The sequence below is a fragment of the Azohydromonas lata genome (genome assembly GCF_034427735.1).
In the GTDB taxonomy this organism is placed as follows: Bacteria; Pseudomonadota; Gammaproteobacteria; order Burkholderiales; family Burkholderiaceae_C; genus Azohydromonas; species Azohydromonas lata.
The window spans coordinates 27,722-43,972 of sequence record NZ_JAXOJX010000036.1; the positions used below are offsets into that span (position 1 = coordinate 27,722).

The following is a 16,251-nucleotide window of genomic DNA, read 5'->3' on the forward strand; positions in this document are numbered from 1 at the left end:
CTCTTTCAAGAGTTCAAACCAGAAGCCGCAGCTCCCGGCTAAACCTCAACGCTTGTCGAGGCCTTGCGGCGGCCAGTTTTCCAGGCGTGCACCCAGGGTCAGGCCGCGCGAAGCCAGCACTTCCTTGATTTCGTTGAGCGACTTACGACCCAGGTTGGGGGTCTTGAGCAGCTCGGTCTCGGTGCGCTGGATGAGGTCGCCGATGTAGTAGATGTTCTCGGCCTTGAGGCAGTTGGCCGAGCGCACGGTAAGTTCCAGCTCATCCACGGGACGCAGCAGGATGGGATCGAACTGGGCGCTGCGCTGCGCGGGCTGATCGAAGGCGGCAATTTCGTTGCCTTCGAGTTGCGCAAACACAGCCAGTTGCTCCACCAAAATCTTGGCCGAAGCGCGGATTGCTTCCTCGGGCGAGATGGCGCCGTTGGTCTCGATCTCCATCACCAGCTTGTCAAGATCGGTGCGCTGCTCGACGCGGGCATTCTCAACGGCGTAGCTCACGCGACGCACGGGCGAGAAAGAGGCGTCCAGCACGATACGGCCGATAGCCTTGGTAGCCTCGTCACCGTAACGGCGCATATTGCCCGGCACGTAGCCACGGCCCTTTTCGACCTTGATCTGCATGTCCAGCTTGCCGCCTTGCGACAGGTGAGCGATGACATGCTCGGGATTGATGATCTCGACGTCGTGCGGCGTCTGGATGTCACCGGCGGTGACCGGGCCCTCGCCCTCCTTACGCAGCACCAGCGTGACCTCGTCGCGATTGTGGAGACGGAACGTCACGCCCTTGAGGTTGAGCATGATGTGAACCACGTCTTCCTGAACGCCGTCGATCGTGGAGTACTCGTGCAGCACGCCAGCGATAGTGACTTCCGTCGGTGCGTAACCCACCATCGACGACAGCAACACACGGCGCAGCGCGTTGCCCAGCGTGTGGCCGTAGCCACGCTCGAAAGGCTCGAGCGTCACTTCGGCACGATGCCCACCCAGCGACTCGACGTTGATGGCCTTGGGTTTCAGCAGATTGGTTTGCATTGAGTCCTGTTCCTGTCAATACCCTCGGCTCGTTACACCGATAAGGCTGATGGAGCTGCCGGGCGTTGCACAGCCTGCTGCACGCCCGGCATGCGCAGCAGGTCTGCCGTCGCCGCGCGCACCCGTTGCGGGCGCATCCAGCGGCGACGAGGGCTCGCGCATCAGCGCGAGTAGAGTTCGACGATCAGCGACTCGTTGATCTCGGCACCGAATTCGTCACGGTCCGGGGTCTTCTTGAACACGCCTTCCATCTTGGCGATGTCTACTTGCACCCAGGCCGGCAGGCCGATGGAATCAGCCAGCTTCAGCGCGTCCACAATGCGCAGCTGCTTCTTGGCCTTTTCACGCACGGCAATAACGTCGCCCGGCTTCACCAAATACGAAGCGATGTTCACCACCTGACCGTTCACGGTCAGCGCCTTGTGCGACACCAGCTGGCGCGCTTCGGCACGGGTGGAGCCGAAGCCCATGCGATAGACAACGTTGTCCAGACGCGATTCCAGCAGCGACAGCAGGTTGGCACCAGTGTTGCCACGGCGACGCTCGGCCTCGGCGAAGTAGCGACGGAACTGGCGCTCCAGCACGCCGTACATGCGCTTGACCTTCTGCTTTTCACGCAGTTGCAGGCCGAAGTCGCTGGTGCGCGAACCGGAGGTACGGCCATGCTGGCCAGGCTTGCTGTCAAACTTGGCCTTGTCGCTGATGGCGCGGCGGGCGCTTTTCAGGAACAGGTCAGTACCTTCACGGCGGGAGAGTTTGGCCTTGGGGCCGAGGTAACGTGCCACGTGCAGTCCTTGGGTCTCTGTCTGACGCGAGAACACTTCTCGCGCGAGTCTGGCGGGTCTTGTTGTGAAACGCTCAGACGGTGGTCTTATGCCCCGCCAGTGCCAGACGATGTCGTCCGAGCCACCGCGGAGCCGCTGAAAGCGCCAATGCCGCCCGAAGGCGGCGGCAAAGGGCGCGATTCTATACCGGAATCAGATGCGGCGGCGCTTCTGGGGGCGGCAGCCGTTGTGCGGCACAGGCGTCACGTCGGAAATCGACGTGATGCGGATGCCCAGCGAAGCCAGCGCGCGAACCGAGGACTCGCGACCCGGGCCGGGGCCCTTGATCTTGACGTCCAGGTTCTTGATACCCTGCTCTTGGGCAGCGCGGCCAGCCGTTTCGGCAGCCACCTGAGCCGCGAAAGGCGTGCTCTTGCGCGAGCCCTTGAAGCCCTGGCCACCGGAGGAGGCCCAAGAGAGGGCGCCACCTTGGCGGTCAGTGATCGTGATGATCGTGTTGTTGAACGACGCGTGCACGTGCGCGATGCCGTCGGCGATGTTCTTGCGAACCTTCTTGCTGACGCGACGCGCGGCGGTGTTGGTAGGTGCCTTAGCCATGTTCGGTATCTCTCAATCGCTGCGAACAGCTCACTTCTTGACCAGGGCGCCGGACTTGCGCGGACCCTTGCGGGTGCGGGCATTGGTCTTGGTGCGCTGGCCGCGCACGGGCAGGCCGCGGCGGTGACGCATGCCACGGTAGCAGCCGAGGTCCATCAGCCGCTTGATGTTGATCGACATCTCACGACGCAGATCGCCCTCGATGGTGAGGCGGCCGATCTCCTCGCGGATCTTTTCCAGATCGGCGTCGGTGAGGTCCTTGACCTTCTTGGAGTAGGCGATGCCGACCGTGTCGCAGATCTTCTGCGCGGTGGTGCGGCCGATACCGTAGATCGAGGTCAAGCCGATCTCGGTGTGCTTGTGCGGCGGGATGTTGATGCCGGCAATACGTGCCATGGAATACCTCTGTGTCCTGTCGTCGAGGGCCTAGCCGCTCAACCTTGACGCTGCTTGTGGCGCGGGTCGGTGCAGATGACGCGCACCACGCCGTTGCGGCGGATGATCTTGCAATTGCGGCACATCTTCTTGACCGAAGCTGCTACTTTCATGGTCTTCTCCTTGACCTTTCAATGACTCATTTCGCCCGGAAGACGATGCGAGCGCGACTCAAATCGTAGGGGGTGAGTTCCACGGTGACCTTGTCGCCGGGAAGAATACGGATGTAGTGCATCCGCATCTTTCCGGAGATGTGACCGAGCACAATGTGCCCGTTCTCAAGCTTCACCCGGAAGGTGGCGTTGGGCAGGTTTTCGAGAATCTCGCCCTGCATCTGGATGACGTCGTCTTTCGCCATGCGCGTCTCAGCTTGCCTTGAAGTTGGCCTTCTTCAGCAGCGATTCGTACTGCTGGCTCATCACGTAGCTCTGGACCTGAGCCCAAAAGTCCATCGTCACCACCACGATGATCAGCAGCGACGTCCCACCGAAGTAAAACGGAACGTTGTACTTCAGAACCAGAAACTCCGGCAGCAGGCACACCAGCGTGATATACGCAGCACCCGCCAGCGTCAGACGCGAGAGGATACGGTCAATGTGCCGCGCAGTGTTTTCACCCGGGCGGATACCCGGAATGAACGCGCCGCTCTTCTTCAGGTTGTCCGCCGTCTCACGGCTGTTGAACACCAGCGCCGTGTAGAAGAAGCAGAAGAAGACGATCATGGCCGCGTAGAGCAGCACATAGATGGGCTGCCCCGGCGACAACGCACCGGACAGATCCTTCAGCCAGGTCAGACCTTCACCGGTGGCAAACCAGCCGACGATGGTCGCAGGCAGCAGGATGATGGACGACGCGAAGATCGGCGGGATGACGCCCGACATGTTGAGCTTCAAGGGCAAGTGCGACGATTGGCCGCCGTAGACCTTGTTGCCCACCTGACGCTTGGCGTAGTTCACCAGGATCTTGCGCTGGCCTCGCTCCACGAACACCACGAAGTAGGTGACGAGGATGACGATGGCAATGATGAACAGCGCCGCAATGATGCTCATCGCGCCGGTACGCACCAGCTCGAACAGACCGCCCACCGAGCCCGGAAGCCCTGCGGCGATGCCCGAGAAAATCAGGATCGAGATGCCGTTGCCCAGGCCACGCTCGGTGATCTGCTCACCCAGCCACATCAGGAACATGGTGCCGGCCACCAGGCTGACCACCGTCGTCATGCGGAAGCCGAAACCCGGGTTGAGCACCAGGCCTTGTGAGCCTTCCAGCGCCAGGGCGATGCCCAGCGACTGGAACAGCGCCAGACCCAGCGTGCCGTAGCGCGTGTACTGCGTGATCTTGCGCCGACCGGCCTCGCCTTCCTTCTTGAGCGACTCCAGCGAGGGCACGACGTAGGTCATCAGTTGCATGATGATCGACGCCGAGATGTACGGCATGATCCCCAACGCGAACACCGTGAAGCGCGAAAGCGCTCCGCCGGAGAACATGTTGAACAGGCTCAGGATGCCGCCCGACTGGCTCTTGAAGAGCTGCTGCAACTGATGGGGATCGATCCCCGGCACCGGGATGTGGGCGCCGATGCGATACACCACCAGTGCGAGCACCAGGAAGACGAGCCGGCGACGCAGGTCGCCGAACTTGCCGCTCTTGGCCAGCTGGTTCGCTGAAGTTGCCACGGGCTCAGGTCCTCAGGCTCAAGCCAGCGAGCCGCCGACCGCCTCGATGGCGGCACGGGCACCGGCGGTGGCGCCGATACCGGACAGCGCAACCTTGCGGCTGAGCTCACCCGACTTGATCACCTTCACGTTGCGAGCGATCTCAGGCACCAGGCCAGCGGCCTTGAGCACCACGAGGTTCACTTCCGCAGCTTCGAGCTGTTGCAGCTCGGCCAGGGTGATCTCGGCGTTGTACTTCAGCGAAGCGGACTTGAAGCCGCGCTTGGGCAGGCGGCGCTGCAGCGGCATTTGACCGCCTTCGAAGCCCACCTTATGGAAGCCGCCGGCACGCGACTTCTGGCCCTTATGGCCGCGGCCCGCGGTCTTGCCCAGGCCCGAGCCGATGCCACGGCCAACACGGCGCTTGGCATGCTTGGCGCCCGAGGCGGGCTTGATGGTGTTGAGTTGCATGGTTCGAATTCCTTGTGCCTGCTCTCGTGGATGCCTTACAGCACCTTCACGAGGTAGGCGACCTTGTTGATCATGCCGCGCACCGCGGGCGTGTCCTCGAGGACAGACTCGCTGTTGAGCTTGCGCAGGCCCAGGCCGCGCACGGTGTCGCGGTGGGACTGCTTGGTGCCGATCACGCTGCGCACCAGCTTGACCTTCAGGGTTTGCTTGTCAGCCATGGTTGTTCTCCGCGTACGGCTCAGCCGAGAATGTCTTCGACCGTCTTGCCGCGCTTGGCCGCGACTTCAGCCGGCGTGGTGGAACGGCGCAGAGCATCCAGCGTCGCACGCACCATGTTGTAGGCGTTGGACGAACCCAGGCTCTTGGCCACGATGTCGGTGACGCCCATCACTTCGAAGACGGCACGCATCGGGCCGCCAGCGATGATGCCGGTACCGGCCGGCGCGGGAGCCAGCAGCACCTTGGCAGCGCCATGCTCGCCACGCAGGTTGTGGAACACGGTGCCGTTCTTCAGCGCAACCTTGAACATGTTGCGGCGAGCGGACTCCATGGCCTTCTGCACGGACACCGGCACTTCCTTGGCCTTGCCCTTGCCCATGCCGATACGGCCGTCGCCGTCACCCACCACCGTCAGAGCTGCGAAGCTCATGGTGCGGCCGCCCTTGACGACCTTGGTGACGCGGTTGACCGCGATCATCTTTTCCTTCAGACCGTCGTCGTTGCCTTCAGTCTGAGCGCGAGGTTGAAACTTTGCCATGTTGAATCCTGGTCAGAACTGCAGGCCCGCTTCGCGCGCAGCCTCGGCCAGCGCCTTGACGCGGCCGTGGTAGGCGAAGCCAGCGCGGTCGAAAGCCACTTTCTCGATGCCGGCAGCCTTGGCCTTCTCGGCGATGCGCTTGCCGATGATGGTCGCGGCGGCAACGTTGCCACCCTTGCCCTCGGCACCCAGTTGTTCGCGCACTTCCTTCTCGGCCGTCGAGGCGCTGGCCAGCACCTTGGTACCGCAGTCGGAAATGACGCTGGCGTAGATATGCAGATTGGAGCGGAACACCGTCAGGCGCGCCACGCGCTGCACGGCGATGCGCGCACGCGTCTGGCGCGAGCGGCGGATGCGCTGATCCTTCTTGTTGATGGTCATGCTGCCACTCCTTACTTCTTCTTGGTCTCTTTGAGGACCACGCGCTCGTCGCTGTAGCGGATACCCTTGCCCTTGTAAGGCTCGGGCGGCCGGATGGCGCGAACTTCAGCAGCCACCTGACCCACCACTTGGCGGTCGGCACCCTTGATGAGGATCTCGGTCTGGGTCGGGCACTGCACCGTGATACCGGCGGGCATATCCTTGACCACCGGGTGCGAGAAACCAACCTGCAGGTTCAGCTTCTGGCCCTGAGCCTGGGCGCGGAAGCCCACGCCCACCAGGTTGAGCTTGCGCTCGAAGCCCTTGCTCACACCCGTGACCATGTTGTTGACCAGCGCGCGCAGCGTGCCGCTCATGGCGTCGGCTTCAGCGCTGTCGTTGACCGGGGCAAAGCGCACCGTGCCGGCCTCGTTGCTCACCGTCACCAGCGAGCTCACGGAACGGGACAGCGTGCCTTGCGCACCCTTGACGGTAATTTGATCGGCCGTCACCGACACGTCCACGCCCTGCGGGACGGCGATGGGCATTTTTCCAACGCGGGACATTGCTCGTCTCTCCTTAGGCCACGTAGCACAGCACTTCGCCGCCGATGCCGGCAGCGCGCGCCTTGCGGTCCGTCATCACACCCTGAGGGGTGGTGACGATCGCCACGCCCAGGCCATTCATGACCTGAGGAATGTCGTGACGGCCCTTGTAGATGCGCAGACCCGGGCGGCTCACGCGCTCGATGCGCTCGATCACCGGACGGCCCGCGTAGTACTTCAACGAAATTTCCAGCTCGGACTTGCCGGCTTCGCCCTTGATGGCGTAACCGTCGATGTAACCCTCGTCCTTCAGGACCTGGGCAATCGCCACCTTCAGCTTGGACGACGGCATGGACACGCTAGCCTTGTCAACGCTTTGCGCGTTGCGGATGCGCGTCAGCATGTCGGCGATCGGATCACTCATGCTCATTCGAAATCTCCTGCTCTCGCCGACTTACCAGCTGGCCTTGACGACACCGGGGATGTCGCCCTTGAAGGCCAGTTCACGAATCTTGGTACGCGCCAGACCGAACTGGCGGAAGGTGCCGCGGGGACGGCCCGTCATCTCGCAACGGTTGCGCAGACGGGTCGGATAGGCGTTGCGGGGCAGCTTCTGCAGTTCCAGACGCGCGGCGTAGCGCTCTTCTTCCGAGCGCTTGGCATCGTCGATGACGGCCTTGAGCTCGGCATACTTCTTGGCGAACTTGGCGACCAGCTGTTCGCGCTTCTTCTCACGCTGGATGAGGGAAAGTTTGGCCACAGGTCACCTCAGTTCTTGAACGGGAAACGGAAGGCCTGCAGCAGGGCCTTGCACTCTTCGTCGGTCTTGGCCGTCGTCGTGATGCTGATGTTCAGACCACGGATGGCGTCGATCTTGTCGTACTCGATCTCGGGGAAAATGATCTGTTCCTTGACACCGACGTTGTAGTTGCCGCGACCGTCGAAAGAACGACCCGAGATACCGCGGAAGTCACGCACGCGCGGCAGCGCGATGGTGACGAAGCGGTCCAGGAATTCGTACATCTGCACGCCACGCAAGGTGACCATGCAGCCAATAGGCACGTTCTCGCGGATCTTGAAACCGGCGATAGCCTTCTTGGACTTGGTGATCACGGGCTTCTGGCCGGCGATCTTGGTGAGGTCGCCCACAGCGTGGTCCATGACCTTCTTGTCCGACACCGCCTCGCTCACGCCCATGTTGAGCGTGATCTTGGTCAGGCGCGGCACCTGCATCACAGACTTGTAGCCGAACTTTTCCATCAAGGCCGGCACGACCTTTTCGCGGTACTGCTGCTGCAGACGAGCGTTTTGTTGCTGAGCCATTCGAACCTCGACTTAAGCCTGAATCTCGTCGCCGCTGGACTTGTACACGCGCACCTTCTTGCCATCGGCCAGCAGCTTGATGCCGACGCGATCAGCCTTGCCGGTGGCGGCATTGAAGATGGCGACGTTGGACTGGTGAATCGGCATGGTCTTGTCCACCACGCCACCGGTCGTGCCCTTCATCGGGTTCGGCTTGACGTGCTTCTTGGCAACGTTCACGCCCTCAACGATCAGGTACGAGTCGTCCACACGCTGCGAAACGGTGCCACGCTTGCCCTTGTCGCGGCCGGTCAGCACGATGACCTGGTCGCCCTTGCGAATCTTGTTCATGGTCTGTCCTTTGACCTGGGGCTCAGAGCACTTCGGGCGCGAGCGAGACGATCTTCATGAAGCGCTCGGTACGCAGTTCACGCGTCACCGGGCCGAAGATGCGGGTACCGATGGGCTCGAGCTTGTTGTTCAGCAGCACGGCGGCATTGCCGTCGAACTTCACCAGCGAACCGTCCTGGCGGCGCACGCCCTTGGCCGTGCGCACCACCACGGCGCTGTAAACCTCACCCTTCTTGACGCGACCACGAGGCGCAGCTTCCTTGATGCTGACCTTGATGATGTCGCCAATGCCGGCATAACGACGCTTGGAACCGCCGAGCACCTTGATGCACATGACGGATTTCGCGCCCGTGTTGTCAGCGACGTCGAGTCGCGATTGCATTTGGATCATGTCTGTCCCCAACTTGCCCCAGCGCGACAACAACATCGCACCGGTCAGTCTTGGGCCCGTCGCACCAGCTCAAGCAGAGCCGGCGGTTGGGGCGGATCCGGGGACCTTGCCTGTACCGCACACGGATACAAGCCGGTCTTCCGGCGAAGCTGCTGATTATGCAGCGAAAAACACTGCCGTGTCAAGGCAGCAGCGATGCAGGGTTATTGGACACCTACCAGGCGGCACGTCTGCCGCATCGCGCGCGAGTGCCCAACCCCGCTTGAAACCTCGACAGCGCCGGCAGGCGAATCAGCCCCTGAGCGCGCGCGCCTGGGCCAGCAGCGTCTGCGCGTCGCTGACCTCGAACTTGCCCGGCGCCTCGACGTTGAGTGTGCGCACGACGCGATCGACTACCAGCATGGAGCAGCGCTGCAGCCGCGTGCCCAGGCCTCGGCCGCTGAGGTCCAACTCCAGGCCAGTGGTGCGCGCGAAGTCGCCATTGCCGTCCGCCATCATGCGCACCTTGTCGGCAGTACCCTGCTCACGGCCCCAGGCACCCATCACGAAGGCGTCATTGACGGAAATGCACCAGATCTCGTCCACCCCCGCGGCCTTGAACTCGTCCGCGGCAGCGACATAGCCGGGCACATGCTGCGCCGAGCACGTGGGCGTGAACGCCCCGGGCAAGCCGAAGATCGCAATGGTCTTGCCTGCCGTGCTTTGGGCAATGTCGAAGGCGTTGGGGCCCAGGCTGCAGCCCTCGCCTTCCACCTCGATGAACTCGTACAGCGTGCCCGCAGGCACTCGGTCACCGACTTGAAGCATGTCGCTTGTCTCCAGGGTTGAGAAAGAAAAACGGCCGCCGCGCCGGTGAACCGACGGGGCGGCCGCTCTTTGCGGACGCTGGTGTCCGAAAGATCAGACCACCTTGGCCTTTTCGACCAGGCGCGTCACCACCCAAGACTTGGTCTTGGAGATGGGACGGCTTTCCGTGATCTCGACCGTGTCGCCGACCTTGTACTCGCCGTTCTCATCGTGGGCGTGGTACTTGTTCGAGCGCGCAACGATCTTGCCGTACAGCTCGTGCTTGACACGGCGCTCCACCAGCACCGTCACGGTCTTGGCGCGCTTGTCGCTCACGACCTTGCCGATGAAGGTACGGACGACCTTGGCCTTGCCTTCGGCGTTTTGGGCTTGGGCGTTCATTGGGCGGCTTCCTTCTTCTTCTGAGCCAGCACGGTCTTGGCGCGCGCGATGTCGCGGCGCGTCTTGCCCAGTACAGAATGGTTGCTCAGTTGTTGGGTCGCCTTTTGCATGCGCAGGCCGAAGTGGGCCTTGAGCAGGTCGGAGATTTCCTTCTCCAGTTCGGCGACGTCCTTGGCGCGGAGTTCAGATGCTTTCATGAGGTTCTCCGATCTCAGGCGCCGACTTGGCGCGCCACGAAGGTGCAACGCAGGGGCAGCTTGGCAGCGGCCAGCGTGAACGCTTCGCGGGCGAGCTGCTCGGGCACGCCGTTGATTTCGTAGAGCACCTTGCCCGGCTGGATCTCGGCCACGTAGTACTCGGGGTTGCCCTTACCGTTACCCATACGGACTTCGGCAGGTTTTTGCGAGATCGGCTTGTCCGGGAAGATGCGGATGAAGATGCGGCCGCCGCGCTTGATGTGACGCGAAATGGCACGACGCGCAGCTTCGATCTGACGGGCGGTGATGCGGCCGCGCTCGGTGGCCTTCAGGCCGAATTCACCGAACGACACGGCGGCACCGCGCGTGGCGATACCGGTGTTGCGGCCTTTTTGTTCCTTGCGGAACTTGCGACGAGAGGGTTGCAGCATTGCTAGTTCTCCTTAGGCACCCGTGGGCGCCTTGCGCACGCGCTGCGGCGCGCCGCCGGCAGGCTTGTCGCTGCCACCGTCACCGCGCGGACCACGACCGTCACGGCCGTCGGGACGACCACGGCCACCCGGACCCGGACGGGCGTTGCGACGCGGACGGCGCTCTTCTTCACCGGCGGGCGTCACGATGCCAGGGGCTTCGCCGCTGGCCAGACGGTCACCGCGGTACACCCACACCTTGACGCCGATGACGCCATAGGTCGTGCGGGCTTCCGAGAAGCCGTAGTCGATGTCGGCCTTGAGGGTGTGCAGGGGCACACGACCTTCGCGATACCACTCGGTACGAGCGATTTCGATGCCGTTGAGGCGGCCGGCGCTCATGATCTTGATGCCCTGGGCGCCCAGGCGCATGGCGTTCTGCATCGCGCGCTTCATGGCGCGGCGGAACATGATGCGCTTTTCCAGCTGCTGGGTGATCGAGTCGGCGATCAGTTGCGCGTCGAGTTCGGGCTTGCGCACTTCCTCGATGTTCACCGCCACCGGCACGCCCAGACGCTTGGTCAGTTCGGCCTTCAGGTTCTCGATGTCCTCGCCCTTCTTGCCGATCACCACGCCCGGACGAGCCGAGAAGATGGTGATGCGGGCGTTCTTGGCGGGGCGCTCGATCAGCACGCGCGACACGGCAGCGTTCTTCAGGCGCTGGCGCAGGTAGTCACGCACCTGCAGGTCTTCGGCCAGCATGCCGGCGAAGTTGGTGTTCGACGCGTACCAACGCGACGCCCAGGCACGGGTGACGGGCAGGCGGAAGCCGGTCGGATGGATTTTCTGTCCCATAGTCTTCCTCAGCGCCTCAGTTGCCGACCGTCACAAAGATGTGGCAGGTGGGCTTGCTGATGCGGTTGCCGCGGCCCTTGGCGCGCGCGGAAAAACGCTTGAGCGTGGCAGCCTGCTCGACGTAAATCGAAGTGACCTTCAGTTCGTCGATGTCGGCGCCGTCGTTGTGCTCGGCGTTGGCGATCGCGGACTCCAGCGCCTTCTTGATGATGCCGGCGGCCTTCTTCTGCGTGAACGTCAGGATGTTGAGCGCCTGGTCCACCTTCTTGCCGCGGACCAGATCGGCCACCAGGCGGCCCTTGTCGGCCGAGAGGCGGACGCCGCGAACGATTGCACGGGTTTCCATGGTCGTCATCCTTTAGCGCTTGGCCTTCTTGTCGGCCGGGTGACCCTTGAAGGTCCGGGTCAGCGCGAACTCGCCCAGCTTGTGTCCGACCATCTGGTCGGACACGTACACGGGCACGTGCTGCTTGCCGTTGTGCACGGCGATCGTCAGGCCGATGAACTCGGGCAGGATCGTCGAGCGACGCGACCAGGTCTTGATCGGCTTCTTGTCCTTGATCGCCACGGCCTTCTCGACCTTGGCCATCAGGTGGTGGTCCACGAAGGGACCCTTTTTCAGAGAGCGTGCCATCTGGTGCTGCCCTTCTTACTTTTTGCGACGCGAGACGATGAACGTCTGCGTGCGCTTGTTGTTGCGGGTGCGATAGCCCTTGGTCATCGTGTTCCACGGCGACACCGGCACCTGGCCCTCGCCGGTACGGCCTTCGCCGCCACCGTGCGGGTGGTCCACCGGGTTCATGGCCACGCCACGAACGGTCGGACGGATGCCCTTCCAACGCATTGCACCGGCCTTGCCGTACTGGCGCAGGCTGTGCTCTTCGTTGCTGACTTCACCGATGGTGGCGCGGCACTCGATGTGGATGCGACGCACTTCACCCGAGCGCAGGCGAACCTGGGCGTAGGAGCCTTCGCGGGCCATCAGCGTCACCGAGGTACCGGCCGAGCGCGCGATCTGCGCACCCTTGCCCGGCAGCATCTCGACGCAATGGATGGTCGAGCCCACGGGGATGTTGCGGATGGGCAGCGTGTTGCCGGCCTTGATCGGGGCTTCAGAGCCGCTGATCACGGTGGCACCGGCTTCCAGGCCGCGCGGAGCGATGATGTAGCGACGCTCGCCGTCGGCATAGCACACCAGGGCGATGTGGGCCGTGCGGTTGGGGTCGTACTCGATGCGCTCAACCTTGGCGGGGATGCCGTCCTTGGTGCGCTTGAAGTCCACCACACGGTAGTGGTGCTTGTGGCCACCACCCTTGTGACGCATCGTGATGTGGCCGTTGTTGTTGCGGCCAGCCTTCTGCTTCTGGGGCTCGAGCAGCGAAGCTTCGGGAGCGCCCTTGTGCAGATGGTTGTGCACCACCTTCACCTGGCCACGACGGCCCGGCGAAGTCGGTTTGATCTTGACGACAGCCATTACGCGGCCTCCCCACCGAAGTTGAGCTCCTGGCCTTCCTTGAGCGACACATACGCCTTCTTGACGTGGTCGCGGCGGCCGATGGAGCGCCCAAAGCGCTTGACCTTGCCCTTTTGGTTCACGGTCTGCACCGACTCGACCTCGACCTTGAACATCAGTTCAACAGCGGCCTTGATCTCGGGCTTGGTAGCGTTGCGCAGGACCTTGAACAGGACCTGGTTGTGCTTTTCGGAGACGCTCGTGGCCTTCTCGGACACGATGGGCGCCACCAGCACCTGGGCCAGACGGCCCTCGTCGAACTTCGGGGTGCTCATGCGAACATCTCCTTGAGTTGCTCGATCGCGCCCTTGGTCACCAGCACCTTCTTGTAGAAGACGAGCGACAACGGGTCGGCGTAACGCGGCTCGACCACGAGCACGTTGGCCAGGTTGCGCGAGGCCAGTGCCAGGTTGTCGTCGATCTGGTCGGCGATCACGAGCACGGAGTCCAGGCCCATGGCCTTGAACTTCTGGGCCAGCAGCTTGGTCTTGGGGGCTTCGATGGACAGCGAGTCCACCACGGCCAGACGGCCTTCACGGGCCAGCTGCGAGAAGATGGCGGCCATGCCGGCGCGGTACATCTTCTTGTTGACCTTGTGCGTGAAGTTCTCGTTGGGCGAATTCGGGAAAATCCGACCGCCTCCGCGCCACAGCGGCGAGGACGTCATACCCGCACGAGCGCGGCCGGTGCCCTTTTGGCGGAACGGCTTCTTCGTGGAGTGGTGAACTTCGGCGCGCGTGAGCTGCTTGCGGGTGCCTTGACGGGCGTTGGCCTGGTAGGCCACGACCACTTGGTGCACCAGCGCTTCGTTGTAGTCACGAGCGAAAACGGTGTCGGGGGCGTCAACCTTGGAGGTGGCCTGACCCTGCTCGTTCAGGAGCTCGAGCTGCATTACTGGGCCCCTTTCTTAACCTTGACCTTGACGGCGGGACGCACGACCACGTGGCCGTTCTTCGACCCGGGGACAGCACCGCGCACCAGCAGCAGCGAGCGAGCTTCGTCCACGCGCACGATGTCCAGGTTCTGGGTGGTGACGGTCTCGTCGCCCATGTGGCCCGACATCTTCTTGCCCGGGAACACGCGACCCGGATCCTGCGCCATCGAGATCGAACCCGGCACGTTGTGCGAACGGCTGTTACCGTGCGACGCGCGCTGCGAGCCGAAGTTGTGGCGCTTGATGGTGCCGGTGAAGCCCTTACCGATGGAGGTGCCCTGCACGTCCACCAGTTGGCCAGCGGCAAACAGCGTCACGGGCACGGCAGCGCCCGGCTGGTATTGCGCAGCCACGTCGGCGGGGACGCGGAATTCCTTCAGCACTTCTGCCGGCTCGACGCCAGCCTTGGCCAGGTGACCAGCTTCAGGCTTGGTCACGCGCGAAGCCTTGCGCGTGCCGAACGCCACCTGAACGGCGCTGTAGCCGTCGGTCTCTTCGGTCTTGACTTGGGTGACGCGGTTGTTGGACACGTCCAGCACAGTCACGGGCACGGCGTCGCCGTCGTCCGTGAAGATGCGCATCATGCCCACCTTGCGACCCAGCAATCCGAGGCGATTGCTCAGACTCATGGTTTTTCTCCAGCCCCGCATGGCGAGGCCTTTGTTTCAGACACCCGACAACGATTGGCCGGGATGACATTGCGGGCAGTGCTTCGCAAACGACTGCTAGGCACTGCCTACCTGCACAAAAAGCGCCCTCGTAAGGGCGCCCTCGTGCAAAGCCGGCGATTGTAGCAGACGCAGAAAACCCCGCGCCAGCCTCAACCGCTCAACGGCAATTACTGCAGCTTGATCTCGACGTCCACGCCAGCGGGCAGGTCGAGCTTCATCAGCGCGTCCACGGTCTTGTCCGTGGGATCGACGATGTCCATCAGGCGCTGATGGGTGCGAATCTCGAACTGGTCGCGCGAGGTCTTGTTGACGTGCGGCGAGCGCAGGATGTCGAAGCGCTGCATGCGGGTCGGCAGGGGCACGGGGCCCTTGACGATGGCGCCGGTGCGCTTGGCCGTGTCCACGATCTCGAGGGCCGACTGGTCGATCAGCTTGTAATCGAAGGCCTTGAGGCGGATGCGGATCTTCTGCTTTTGCATGACGTTTCCTTGAAAAGAGCGATGCGGCCCGCAGGCCGCGGTGTGAAGGCGCAACCCGAGCCCTTGCGGGCCCGGGCCGTCACGCAACTGCTTTACTCGATGATCTTGGCCACGACGCCGGCGCCGACGGTGCGGCCGCCTTCACGGATAGCGAAGCGCAGACCTTCTTCCATGGCGATCGGAGCGATCAGCTTCACGGTGATGGAGACGTTGTCGCCAGGCATCACCATTTCCTTGTCCTTGGGCAGCTCCACCGCGCCGGTCACGTCCGTGGTGCGGAAGTAGAACTGGGGACGGTAGTTGTTGAAGAACGGCGTGTGGCGGCCGCCTTCGTCCTTGGACAGCACGTACACCTCGGCGGTGAAGTGCGTGTGCGGCTTGATCGAGCCGGGCTTGCACAGCACTTGGCCGCGCTCGACGTCTTCACGCTTGGTACCGCGCAGCAGGATGCCCACGTTGTCGCCGGCTTGACCTTGGTCCAGCAGCTTGCGGAACATTTCCACGCCGGTGCAGGTCGTCTTTTGCGTGGCGCGGATGCCCACGATCTCGATTTCCTCGCCGACCTTGACCACGCCGCGCTCGACGCGACCCGTGACCACGGTACCGCGGCCGGAGATCGAGAACACGTCTTCCACGGGCATCAGGAAGGTGCCGTCCACGGCGCGCTCAGGCGTCGGGATGTAGCTGTCCAGCGCGTCGGCCAGGGCCAGGATGGCCTGCTCGCCCAGCTCGCCCTTGTCGCCTTCCAGGGCCAGCTTGGCCGAGCCCTTGACGATCGGGGTGTCGTCGCCGGGGAAGTCGTACTTGGACAGCAGCTCGCGCACTTCCATCTCGACGAGCTCCAGCAGCTCGGCGTCGTCGACCATGTCGCACTTGTTCAGGAAGACGATGATGTAGGGCACGCCCACCTGGCGGGCCAGCAGGATGTGCTCGCGCGTCTGGGGCATCGGGCCGTCAGCGGCCGAGCACACCAGGATGGCGCCGTCCATCTGCGCCGCGCCCGTGATCATGTTCTTCACGTAGTCGGCGTGGCCGGGGCAGTCAACGTGCGCGTAGTGGCGGTTGGCCGTCTCGTACTCGACGTGCGCGGTGTTGATGGTGATGCCGCGGGCCTTTTCTTCGGGAGCCGCGTCGATCTGGTCGTACGCCTTGGCCTCGCCGCCGAACTTGGCCGACAGGATGGTCGTGATCGCCGCCGTCAGCGTGGTCTTGCCATGGTCCACGTGGCCGATCGTGCCCACGTTGACGTGCGGCTTGGTCCGCTCGAACTTACCTTTTGCCATTGCTTTCTCCTGATCAAAGAGCAGTGCCAGTGCTCATGTT

The 16,251-nt window shown here is 63.3% G+C and carries 30 protein-coding genes; all 30 read right to left on the reverse strand.

Going from position 1 to position 16,251, the window contains the following annotated elements; all coding sequences use genetic code 11:
• Positions 1-45: 45 nt before the first annotated feature.
• Positions 46-1,032 (reverse strand): DNA-directed RNA polymerase subunit alpha, encoded by a 987-nt coding sequence (locus tag SM757_RS20195; protein WP_066342454.1) that lies wholly within the window; start codon positions 1,030-1,032, stop codon positions 46-48.
• A gap of 161 nt (positions 1,033-1,193) precedes the next feature.
• Positions 1,194-1,817: a 30S ribosomal protein S4 gene (gene rpsD, locus SM757_RS20200; RefSeq protein WP_066342453.1), complete on the reverse strand. Its 624-nt coding sequence runs from the start codon at positions 1,815-1,817 to the stop codon at positions 1,194-1,196.
• Positions 1,818-2,009: 192 nt separating this feature from the next.
• Positions 2,010-2,414, reverse strand: a complete 405-nt coding sequence (gene rpsK / locus SM757_RS20205; RefSeq protein WP_066342452.1) for a 30S ribosomal protein S11 — start codon at positions 2,412-2,414, stop codon at positions 2,010-2,012.
• A gap of 30 nt (positions 2,415-2,444) precedes the next feature.
• Positions 2,445-2,810, reverse strand: a complete 366-nt coding sequence (rpsM, locus tag SM757_RS20210) for a 30S ribosomal protein S13 (RefSeq protein ID WP_066342451.1) — start codon at positions 2,808-2,810, stop codon at positions 2,445-2,447.
• A 38-nt stretch (positions 2,811-2,848) separates the two neighbouring features.
• Entirely contained in the window at positions 2,849-2,962 is a 114-nt protein-coding gene (gene rpmJ / locus SM757_RS20215) for a 50S ribosomal protein L36 (protein ID WP_028997278.1), read from the reverse strand.
• A gap of 26 nt (positions 2,963-2,988) precedes the next feature.
• A complete protein-coding gene (gene infA / locus SM757_RS20220; protein ID WP_025495304.1) occupies positions 2,989-3,207 on the reverse strand; it encodes a translation initiation factor IF-1 in 219 nt (72 codons plus the stop codon).
• A gap of 7 nt (positions 3,208-3,214) precedes the next feature.
• Positions 3,215-4,525: a preprotein translocase subunit SecY gene (gene secY, locus SM757_RS20225; RefSeq protein ID WP_066342450.1), complete on the reverse strand. Its 1,311-nt coding sequence runs from the start codon at positions 4,523-4,525 to the stop codon at positions 3,215-3,217.
• 18 nt (positions 4,526-4,543) lie between these two features.
• Positions 4,544-4,975, reverse strand: a complete 432-nt coding sequence (gene rplO, locus SM757_RS20230) for a 50S ribosomal protein L15 (protein ID WP_066342449.1) — start codon at positions 4,973-4,975, stop codon at positions 4,544-4,546.
• Positions 4,976-5,010: 35 nt separating this feature from the next.
• A complete protein-coding gene (gene rpmD / locus SM757_RS20235) occupies positions 5,011-5,193 on the reverse strand; it encodes a 50S ribosomal protein L30 (RefSeq protein WP_066342448.1) in 183 nt (60 codons plus the stop codon).
• Between the two features lie 20 nt (positions 5,194-5,213).
• Positions 5,214-5,732 (reverse strand): 30S ribosomal protein S5, encoded by a 519-nt coding sequence (rpsE, locus tag SM757_RS20240; protein WP_066342447.1) that lies wholly within the window; start codon positions 5,730-5,732, stop codon positions 5,214-5,216.
• Positions 5,733-5,744: 12 nt separating this feature from the next.
• Entirely contained in the window at positions 5,745-6,113 is a 369-nt protein-coding gene (rplR, locus tag SM757_RS20245) for a 50S ribosomal protein L18 (protein WP_066342446.1), read from the reverse strand.
• A gap of 11 nt (positions 6,114-6,124) precedes the next feature.
• Entirely contained in the window at positions 6,125-6,658 is a 534-nt protein-coding gene (gene rplF / locus SM757_RS20250; RefSeq protein ID WP_066342445.1) for a 50S ribosomal protein L6, read from the reverse strand.
• Positions 6,659-6,671: 13 nt separating this feature from the next.
• Entirely contained in the window at positions 6,672-7,067 is a 396-nt protein-coding gene (rpsH, locus tag SM757_RS20255; protein WP_066342444.1) for a 30S ribosomal protein S8, read from the reverse strand.
• 24 nt (positions 7,068-7,091) lie between these two features.
• Positions 7,092-7,397, reverse strand: a complete 306-nt coding sequence (gene rpsN / locus SM757_RS20260) for a 30S ribosomal protein S14 (RefSeq protein ID WP_066342443.1) — start codon at positions 7,395-7,397, stop codon at positions 7,092-7,094.
• An 8-nt stretch (positions 7,398-7,405) separates the two neighbouring features.
• Positions 7,406-7,960, reverse strand: coding sequence for a 50S ribosomal protein L5 (rplE, locus tag SM757_RS20265; RefSeq protein ID WP_066342442.1), 555 nt, complete (start codon positions 7,958-7,960; stop codon positions 7,406-7,408).
• 12 nt (positions 7,961-7,972) lie between these two features.
• Complete coding sequence (gene rplX, locus SM757_RS20270) at positions 7,973-8,290, reverse strand: 50S ribosomal protein L24 (protein ID WP_066342441.1); 318 nt, start codon at positions 8,288-8,290, stop codon at positions 7,973-7,975.
• Between the two features lie 22 nt (positions 8,291-8,312).
• Positions 8,313-8,681 (reverse strand): 50S ribosomal protein L14, encoded by a 369-nt coding sequence (gene rplN / locus SM757_RS20275; protein WP_028997289.1) that lies wholly within the window; start codon positions 8,679-8,681, stop codon positions 8,313-8,315.
• 291 nt (positions 8,682-8,972) lie between these two features.
• A complete protein-coding gene (locus tag SM757_RS20280) occupies positions 8,973-9,488 on the reverse strand; it encodes a peroxiredoxin (RefSeq protein ID WP_322466850.1) in 516 nt (171 codons plus the stop codon).
• A gap of 93 nt (positions 9,489-9,581) precedes the next feature.
• Positions 9,582-9,869: a 30S ribosomal protein S17 gene (gene rpsQ / locus SM757_RS20285; RefSeq protein WP_066342439.1), complete on the reverse strand. Its 288-nt coding sequence runs from the start codon at positions 9,867-9,869 to the stop codon at positions 9,582-9,584.
• Complete coding sequence (gene rpmC / locus SM757_RS20290) at positions 9,866-10,066, reverse strand: 50S ribosomal protein L29 (protein ID WP_066342438.1); 201 nt, start codon at positions 10,064-10,066, stop codon at positions 9,866-9,868. Before rpmC ends, rpsQ begins: the two co-directional genes overlap by 4 nt.
• 14 nt (positions 10,067-10,080) lie before the next feature.
• Positions 10,081-10,497 carry a 50S ribosomal protein L16 gene (gene rplP, locus SM757_RS20295; RefSeq protein ID WP_066342437.1) on the reverse strand — a complete coding sequence of 139 codons (417 nt, stop codon included), beginning with the start codon at positions 10,495-10,497 and terminating at the stop codon, positions 10,081-10,083.
• 12 nt (positions 10,498-10,509) lie between these two features.
• Positions 10,510-11,331 (reverse strand): 30S ribosomal protein S3, encoded by an 822-nt coding sequence (gene rpsC, locus SM757_RS20300; RefSeq protein ID WP_066342436.1) that lies wholly within the window; start codon positions 11,329-11,331, stop codon positions 10,510-10,512.
• A 16-nt stretch (positions 11,332-11,347) separates the two neighbouring features.
• Complete coding sequence (rplV, locus tag SM757_RS20305; protein ID WP_028997295.1) at positions 11,348-11,677, reverse strand: 50S ribosomal protein L22; 330 nt, start codon at positions 11,675-11,677, stop codon at positions 11,348-11,350.
• 12 nt (positions 11,678-11,689) lie between these two features.
• Positions 11,690-11,965, reverse strand: coding sequence for a 30S ribosomal protein S19 (rpsS, locus tag SM757_RS20310; RefSeq protein ID WP_066342435.1), 276 nt, complete (start codon positions 11,963-11,965; stop codon positions 11,690-11,692).
• 15 nt (positions 11,966-11,980) lie between these two features.
• The gene (gene rplB, locus SM757_RS20315) at positions 11,981-12,805 is read right to left on the reverse strand and encodes a 50S ribosomal protein L2 (RefSeq protein ID WP_066342434.1); all 825 of its coding nucleotides are present in this window, start codon (positions 12,803-12,805) and stop codon (positions 11,981-11,983) included.
• The gene (gene rplW, locus SM757_RS20320) at positions 12,805-13,119 is read right to left on the reverse strand and encodes a 50S ribosomal protein L23 (RefSeq protein ID WP_028997298.1); all 315 of its coding nucleotides are present in this window, start codon (positions 13,117-13,119) and stop codon (positions 12,805-12,807) included. Before rplW ends, rplB begins: the two co-directional genes overlap by 1 nt.
• Entirely contained in the window at positions 13,116-13,736 is a 621-nt protein-coding gene (rplD, locus tag SM757_RS20325; protein WP_066342433.1) for a 50S ribosomal protein L4, read from the reverse strand. The genes rplW and rplD overlap by 4 nt, the downstream gene beginning before the upstream one ends.
• Positions 13,736-14,407, reverse strand: coding sequence for a 50S ribosomal protein L3 (gene rplC, locus SM757_RS20330; protein WP_066342432.1), 672 nt, complete (start codon positions 14,405-14,407; stop codon positions 13,736-13,738). The genes rplD and rplC overlap by 1 nt, the downstream gene beginning before the upstream one ends.
• Positions 14,408-14,616: 209 nt before the next feature.
• Positions 14,617-14,928 carry a 30S ribosomal protein S10 gene (rpsJ, locus tag SM757_RS20335; RefSeq protein ID WP_019561663.1) on the reverse strand — a complete coding sequence of 104 codons (312 nt, stop codon included), beginning with the start codon at positions 14,926-14,928 and terminating at the stop codon, positions 14,617-14,619.
• A gap of 92 nt (positions 14,929-15,020) precedes the next feature.
• Positions 15,021-16,211, reverse strand: coding sequence for an elongation factor Tu (gene tuf, locus SM757_RS20340; RefSeq protein WP_028997301.1), 1,191 nt, complete (start codon positions 16,209-16,211; stop codon positions 15,021-15,023).
• Between the last annotated feature and the right edge of the window lie 40 nt (positions 16,212-16,251).

What these genes read in the sequence shown, in the direction of transcription:
- rpsQ (WP_066342439.1), bottom strand. Translation starts at nt 9,869, where the DNA reads ATGAACGCCCAAGCCCAAAACGCCGAAGGCAAGGCCAAGGTCGTCCGT.
- rplD (WP_066342433.1), bottom strand. Translation starts at nt 13,736, where the DNA reads ATGCAGCTCGAGCTCCTGAACGAGCAGGGTCAGGCCACCTCCAAGGTT.
- SM757_RS20280 (WP_322466850.1), bottom strand. Translation starts at nt 9,488, where the DNA reads ATGCTTCAAGTCGGTGACCGAGTGCCTGCGGGCACGCTGTACGAGTTC.
- infA (WP_025495304.1), bottom strand. Translation starts at nt 3,207, where the DNA reads ATGGCGAAAGACGACGTCATCCAGATGCAGGGCGAGATTCTCGAAAAC.
- rplE (WP_066342442.1), bottom strand. Translation starts at nt 7,960, where the DNA reads ATGGCTCAGCAACAAAACGCTCGTCTGCAGCAGCAGTACCGCGAAAAG.
- rplF (WP_066342445.1), bottom strand. Translation starts at nt 6,658, where the DNA reads ATGTCCCGCGTTGGAAAAATGCCCATCGCCGTCCCGCAGGGCGTGGAC.
- rplO (WP_066342449.1), bottom strand. Translation starts at nt 4,975, where the DNA reads ATGCAACTCAACACCATCAAGCCCGCCTCGGGCGCCAAGCATGCCAAG.
- SM757_RS20195 (WP_066342454.1), bottom strand. Translation starts at nt 1,032, where the DNA reads ATGCAAACCAATCTGCTGAAACCCAAGGCCATCAACGTCGAGTCGCTG.
- tuf (WP_028997301.1), bottom strand. Translation starts at nt 16,211, where the DNA reads ATGGCAAAAGGTAAGTTCGAGCGGACCAAGCCGCACGTCAACGTGGGC.
- rplP (WP_066342437.1), bottom strand. Translation starts at nt 10,497, where the DNA reads ATGCTGCAACCCTCTCGTCGCAAGTTCCGCAAGGAACAAAAAGGCCGC.
- rpmJ (WP_028997278.1), bottom strand. Translation starts at nt 2,962, where the DNA reads ATGAAAGTAGCAGCTTCGGTCAAGAAGATGTGCCGCAATTGCAAGATC.
- rpsM (WP_066342451.1), bottom strand. Translation starts at nt 2,810, where the DNA reads ATGGCACGTATTGCCGGCATCAACATCCCGCCGCACAAGCACACCGAG.
- rplN (WP_028997289.1), bottom strand. Translation starts at nt 8,681, where the DNA reads ATGATCCAAATGCAATCGCGACTCGACGTCGCTGACAACACGGGCGCG.
- rplR (WP_066342446.1), bottom strand. Translation starts at nt 6,113, where the DNA reads ATGACCATCAACAAGAAGGATCAGCGCATCCGCCGCTCGCGCCAGACG.
- rpsH (WP_066342444.1), bottom strand. Translation starts at nt 7,067, where the DNA reads ATGAGCATGAGTGATCCGATCGCCGACATGCTGACGCGCATCCGCAAC.
- rpsE (WP_066342447.1), bottom strand. Translation starts at nt 5,732, where the DNA reads ATGGCAAAGTTTCAACCTCGCGCTCAGACTGAAGGCAACGACGACGGT.
- rplW (WP_028997298.1), bottom strand. Translation starts at nt 13,119, where the DNA reads ATGAGCACCCCGAAGTTCGACGAGGGCCGTCTGGCCCAGGTGCTGGTG.
- rplC (WP_066342432.1), bottom strand. Translation starts at nt 14,407, where the DNA reads ATGAGTCTGAGCAATCGCCTCGGATTGCTGGGTCGCAAGGTGGGCATG.
- rpmD (WP_066342448.1), bottom strand. Translation starts at nt 5,193, where the DNA reads ATGGCTGACAAGCAAACCCTGAAGGTCAAGCTGGTGCGCAGCGTGATC.
- rpsS (WP_066342435.1), bottom strand. Translation starts at nt 11,965, where the DNA reads ATGGCACGCTCTCTGAAAAAGGGTCCCTTCGTGGACCACCACCTGATG.
- rpmC (WP_066342438.1), bottom strand. Translation starts at nt 10,066, where the DNA reads ATGAAAGCATCTGAACTCCGCGCCAAGGACGTCGCCGAACTGGAGAAG.
- rpsK (WP_066342452.1), bottom strand. Translation starts at nt 2,414, where the DNA reads ATGGCTAAGGCACCTACCAACACCGCCGCGCGTCGCGTCAGCAAGAAG.
- rplB (WP_066342434.1), bottom strand. Translation starts at nt 12,805, where the DNA reads ATGGCTGTCGTCAAGATCAAACCGACTTCGCCGGGCCGTCGTGGCCAG.
- rplV (WP_028997295.1), bottom strand. Translation starts at nt 11,677, where the DNA reads ATGGAAACCCGTGCAATCGTTCGCGGCGTCCGCCTCTCGGCCGACAAG.
- rplX (WP_066342441.1), bottom strand. Translation starts at nt 8,290, where the DNA reads ATGAACAAGATTCGCAAGGGCGACCAGGTCATCGTGCTGACCGGCCGC.
- rpsJ (WP_019561663.1), bottom strand. Translation starts at nt 14,928, where the DNA reads ATGCAAAAGCAGAAGATCCGCATCCGCCTCAAGGCCTTCGATTACAAG.
- rpsC (WP_066342436.1), bottom strand. Translation starts at nt 11,331, where the DNA reads ATGGGACAGAAAATCCATCCGACCGGCTTCCGCCTGCCCGTCACCCGT.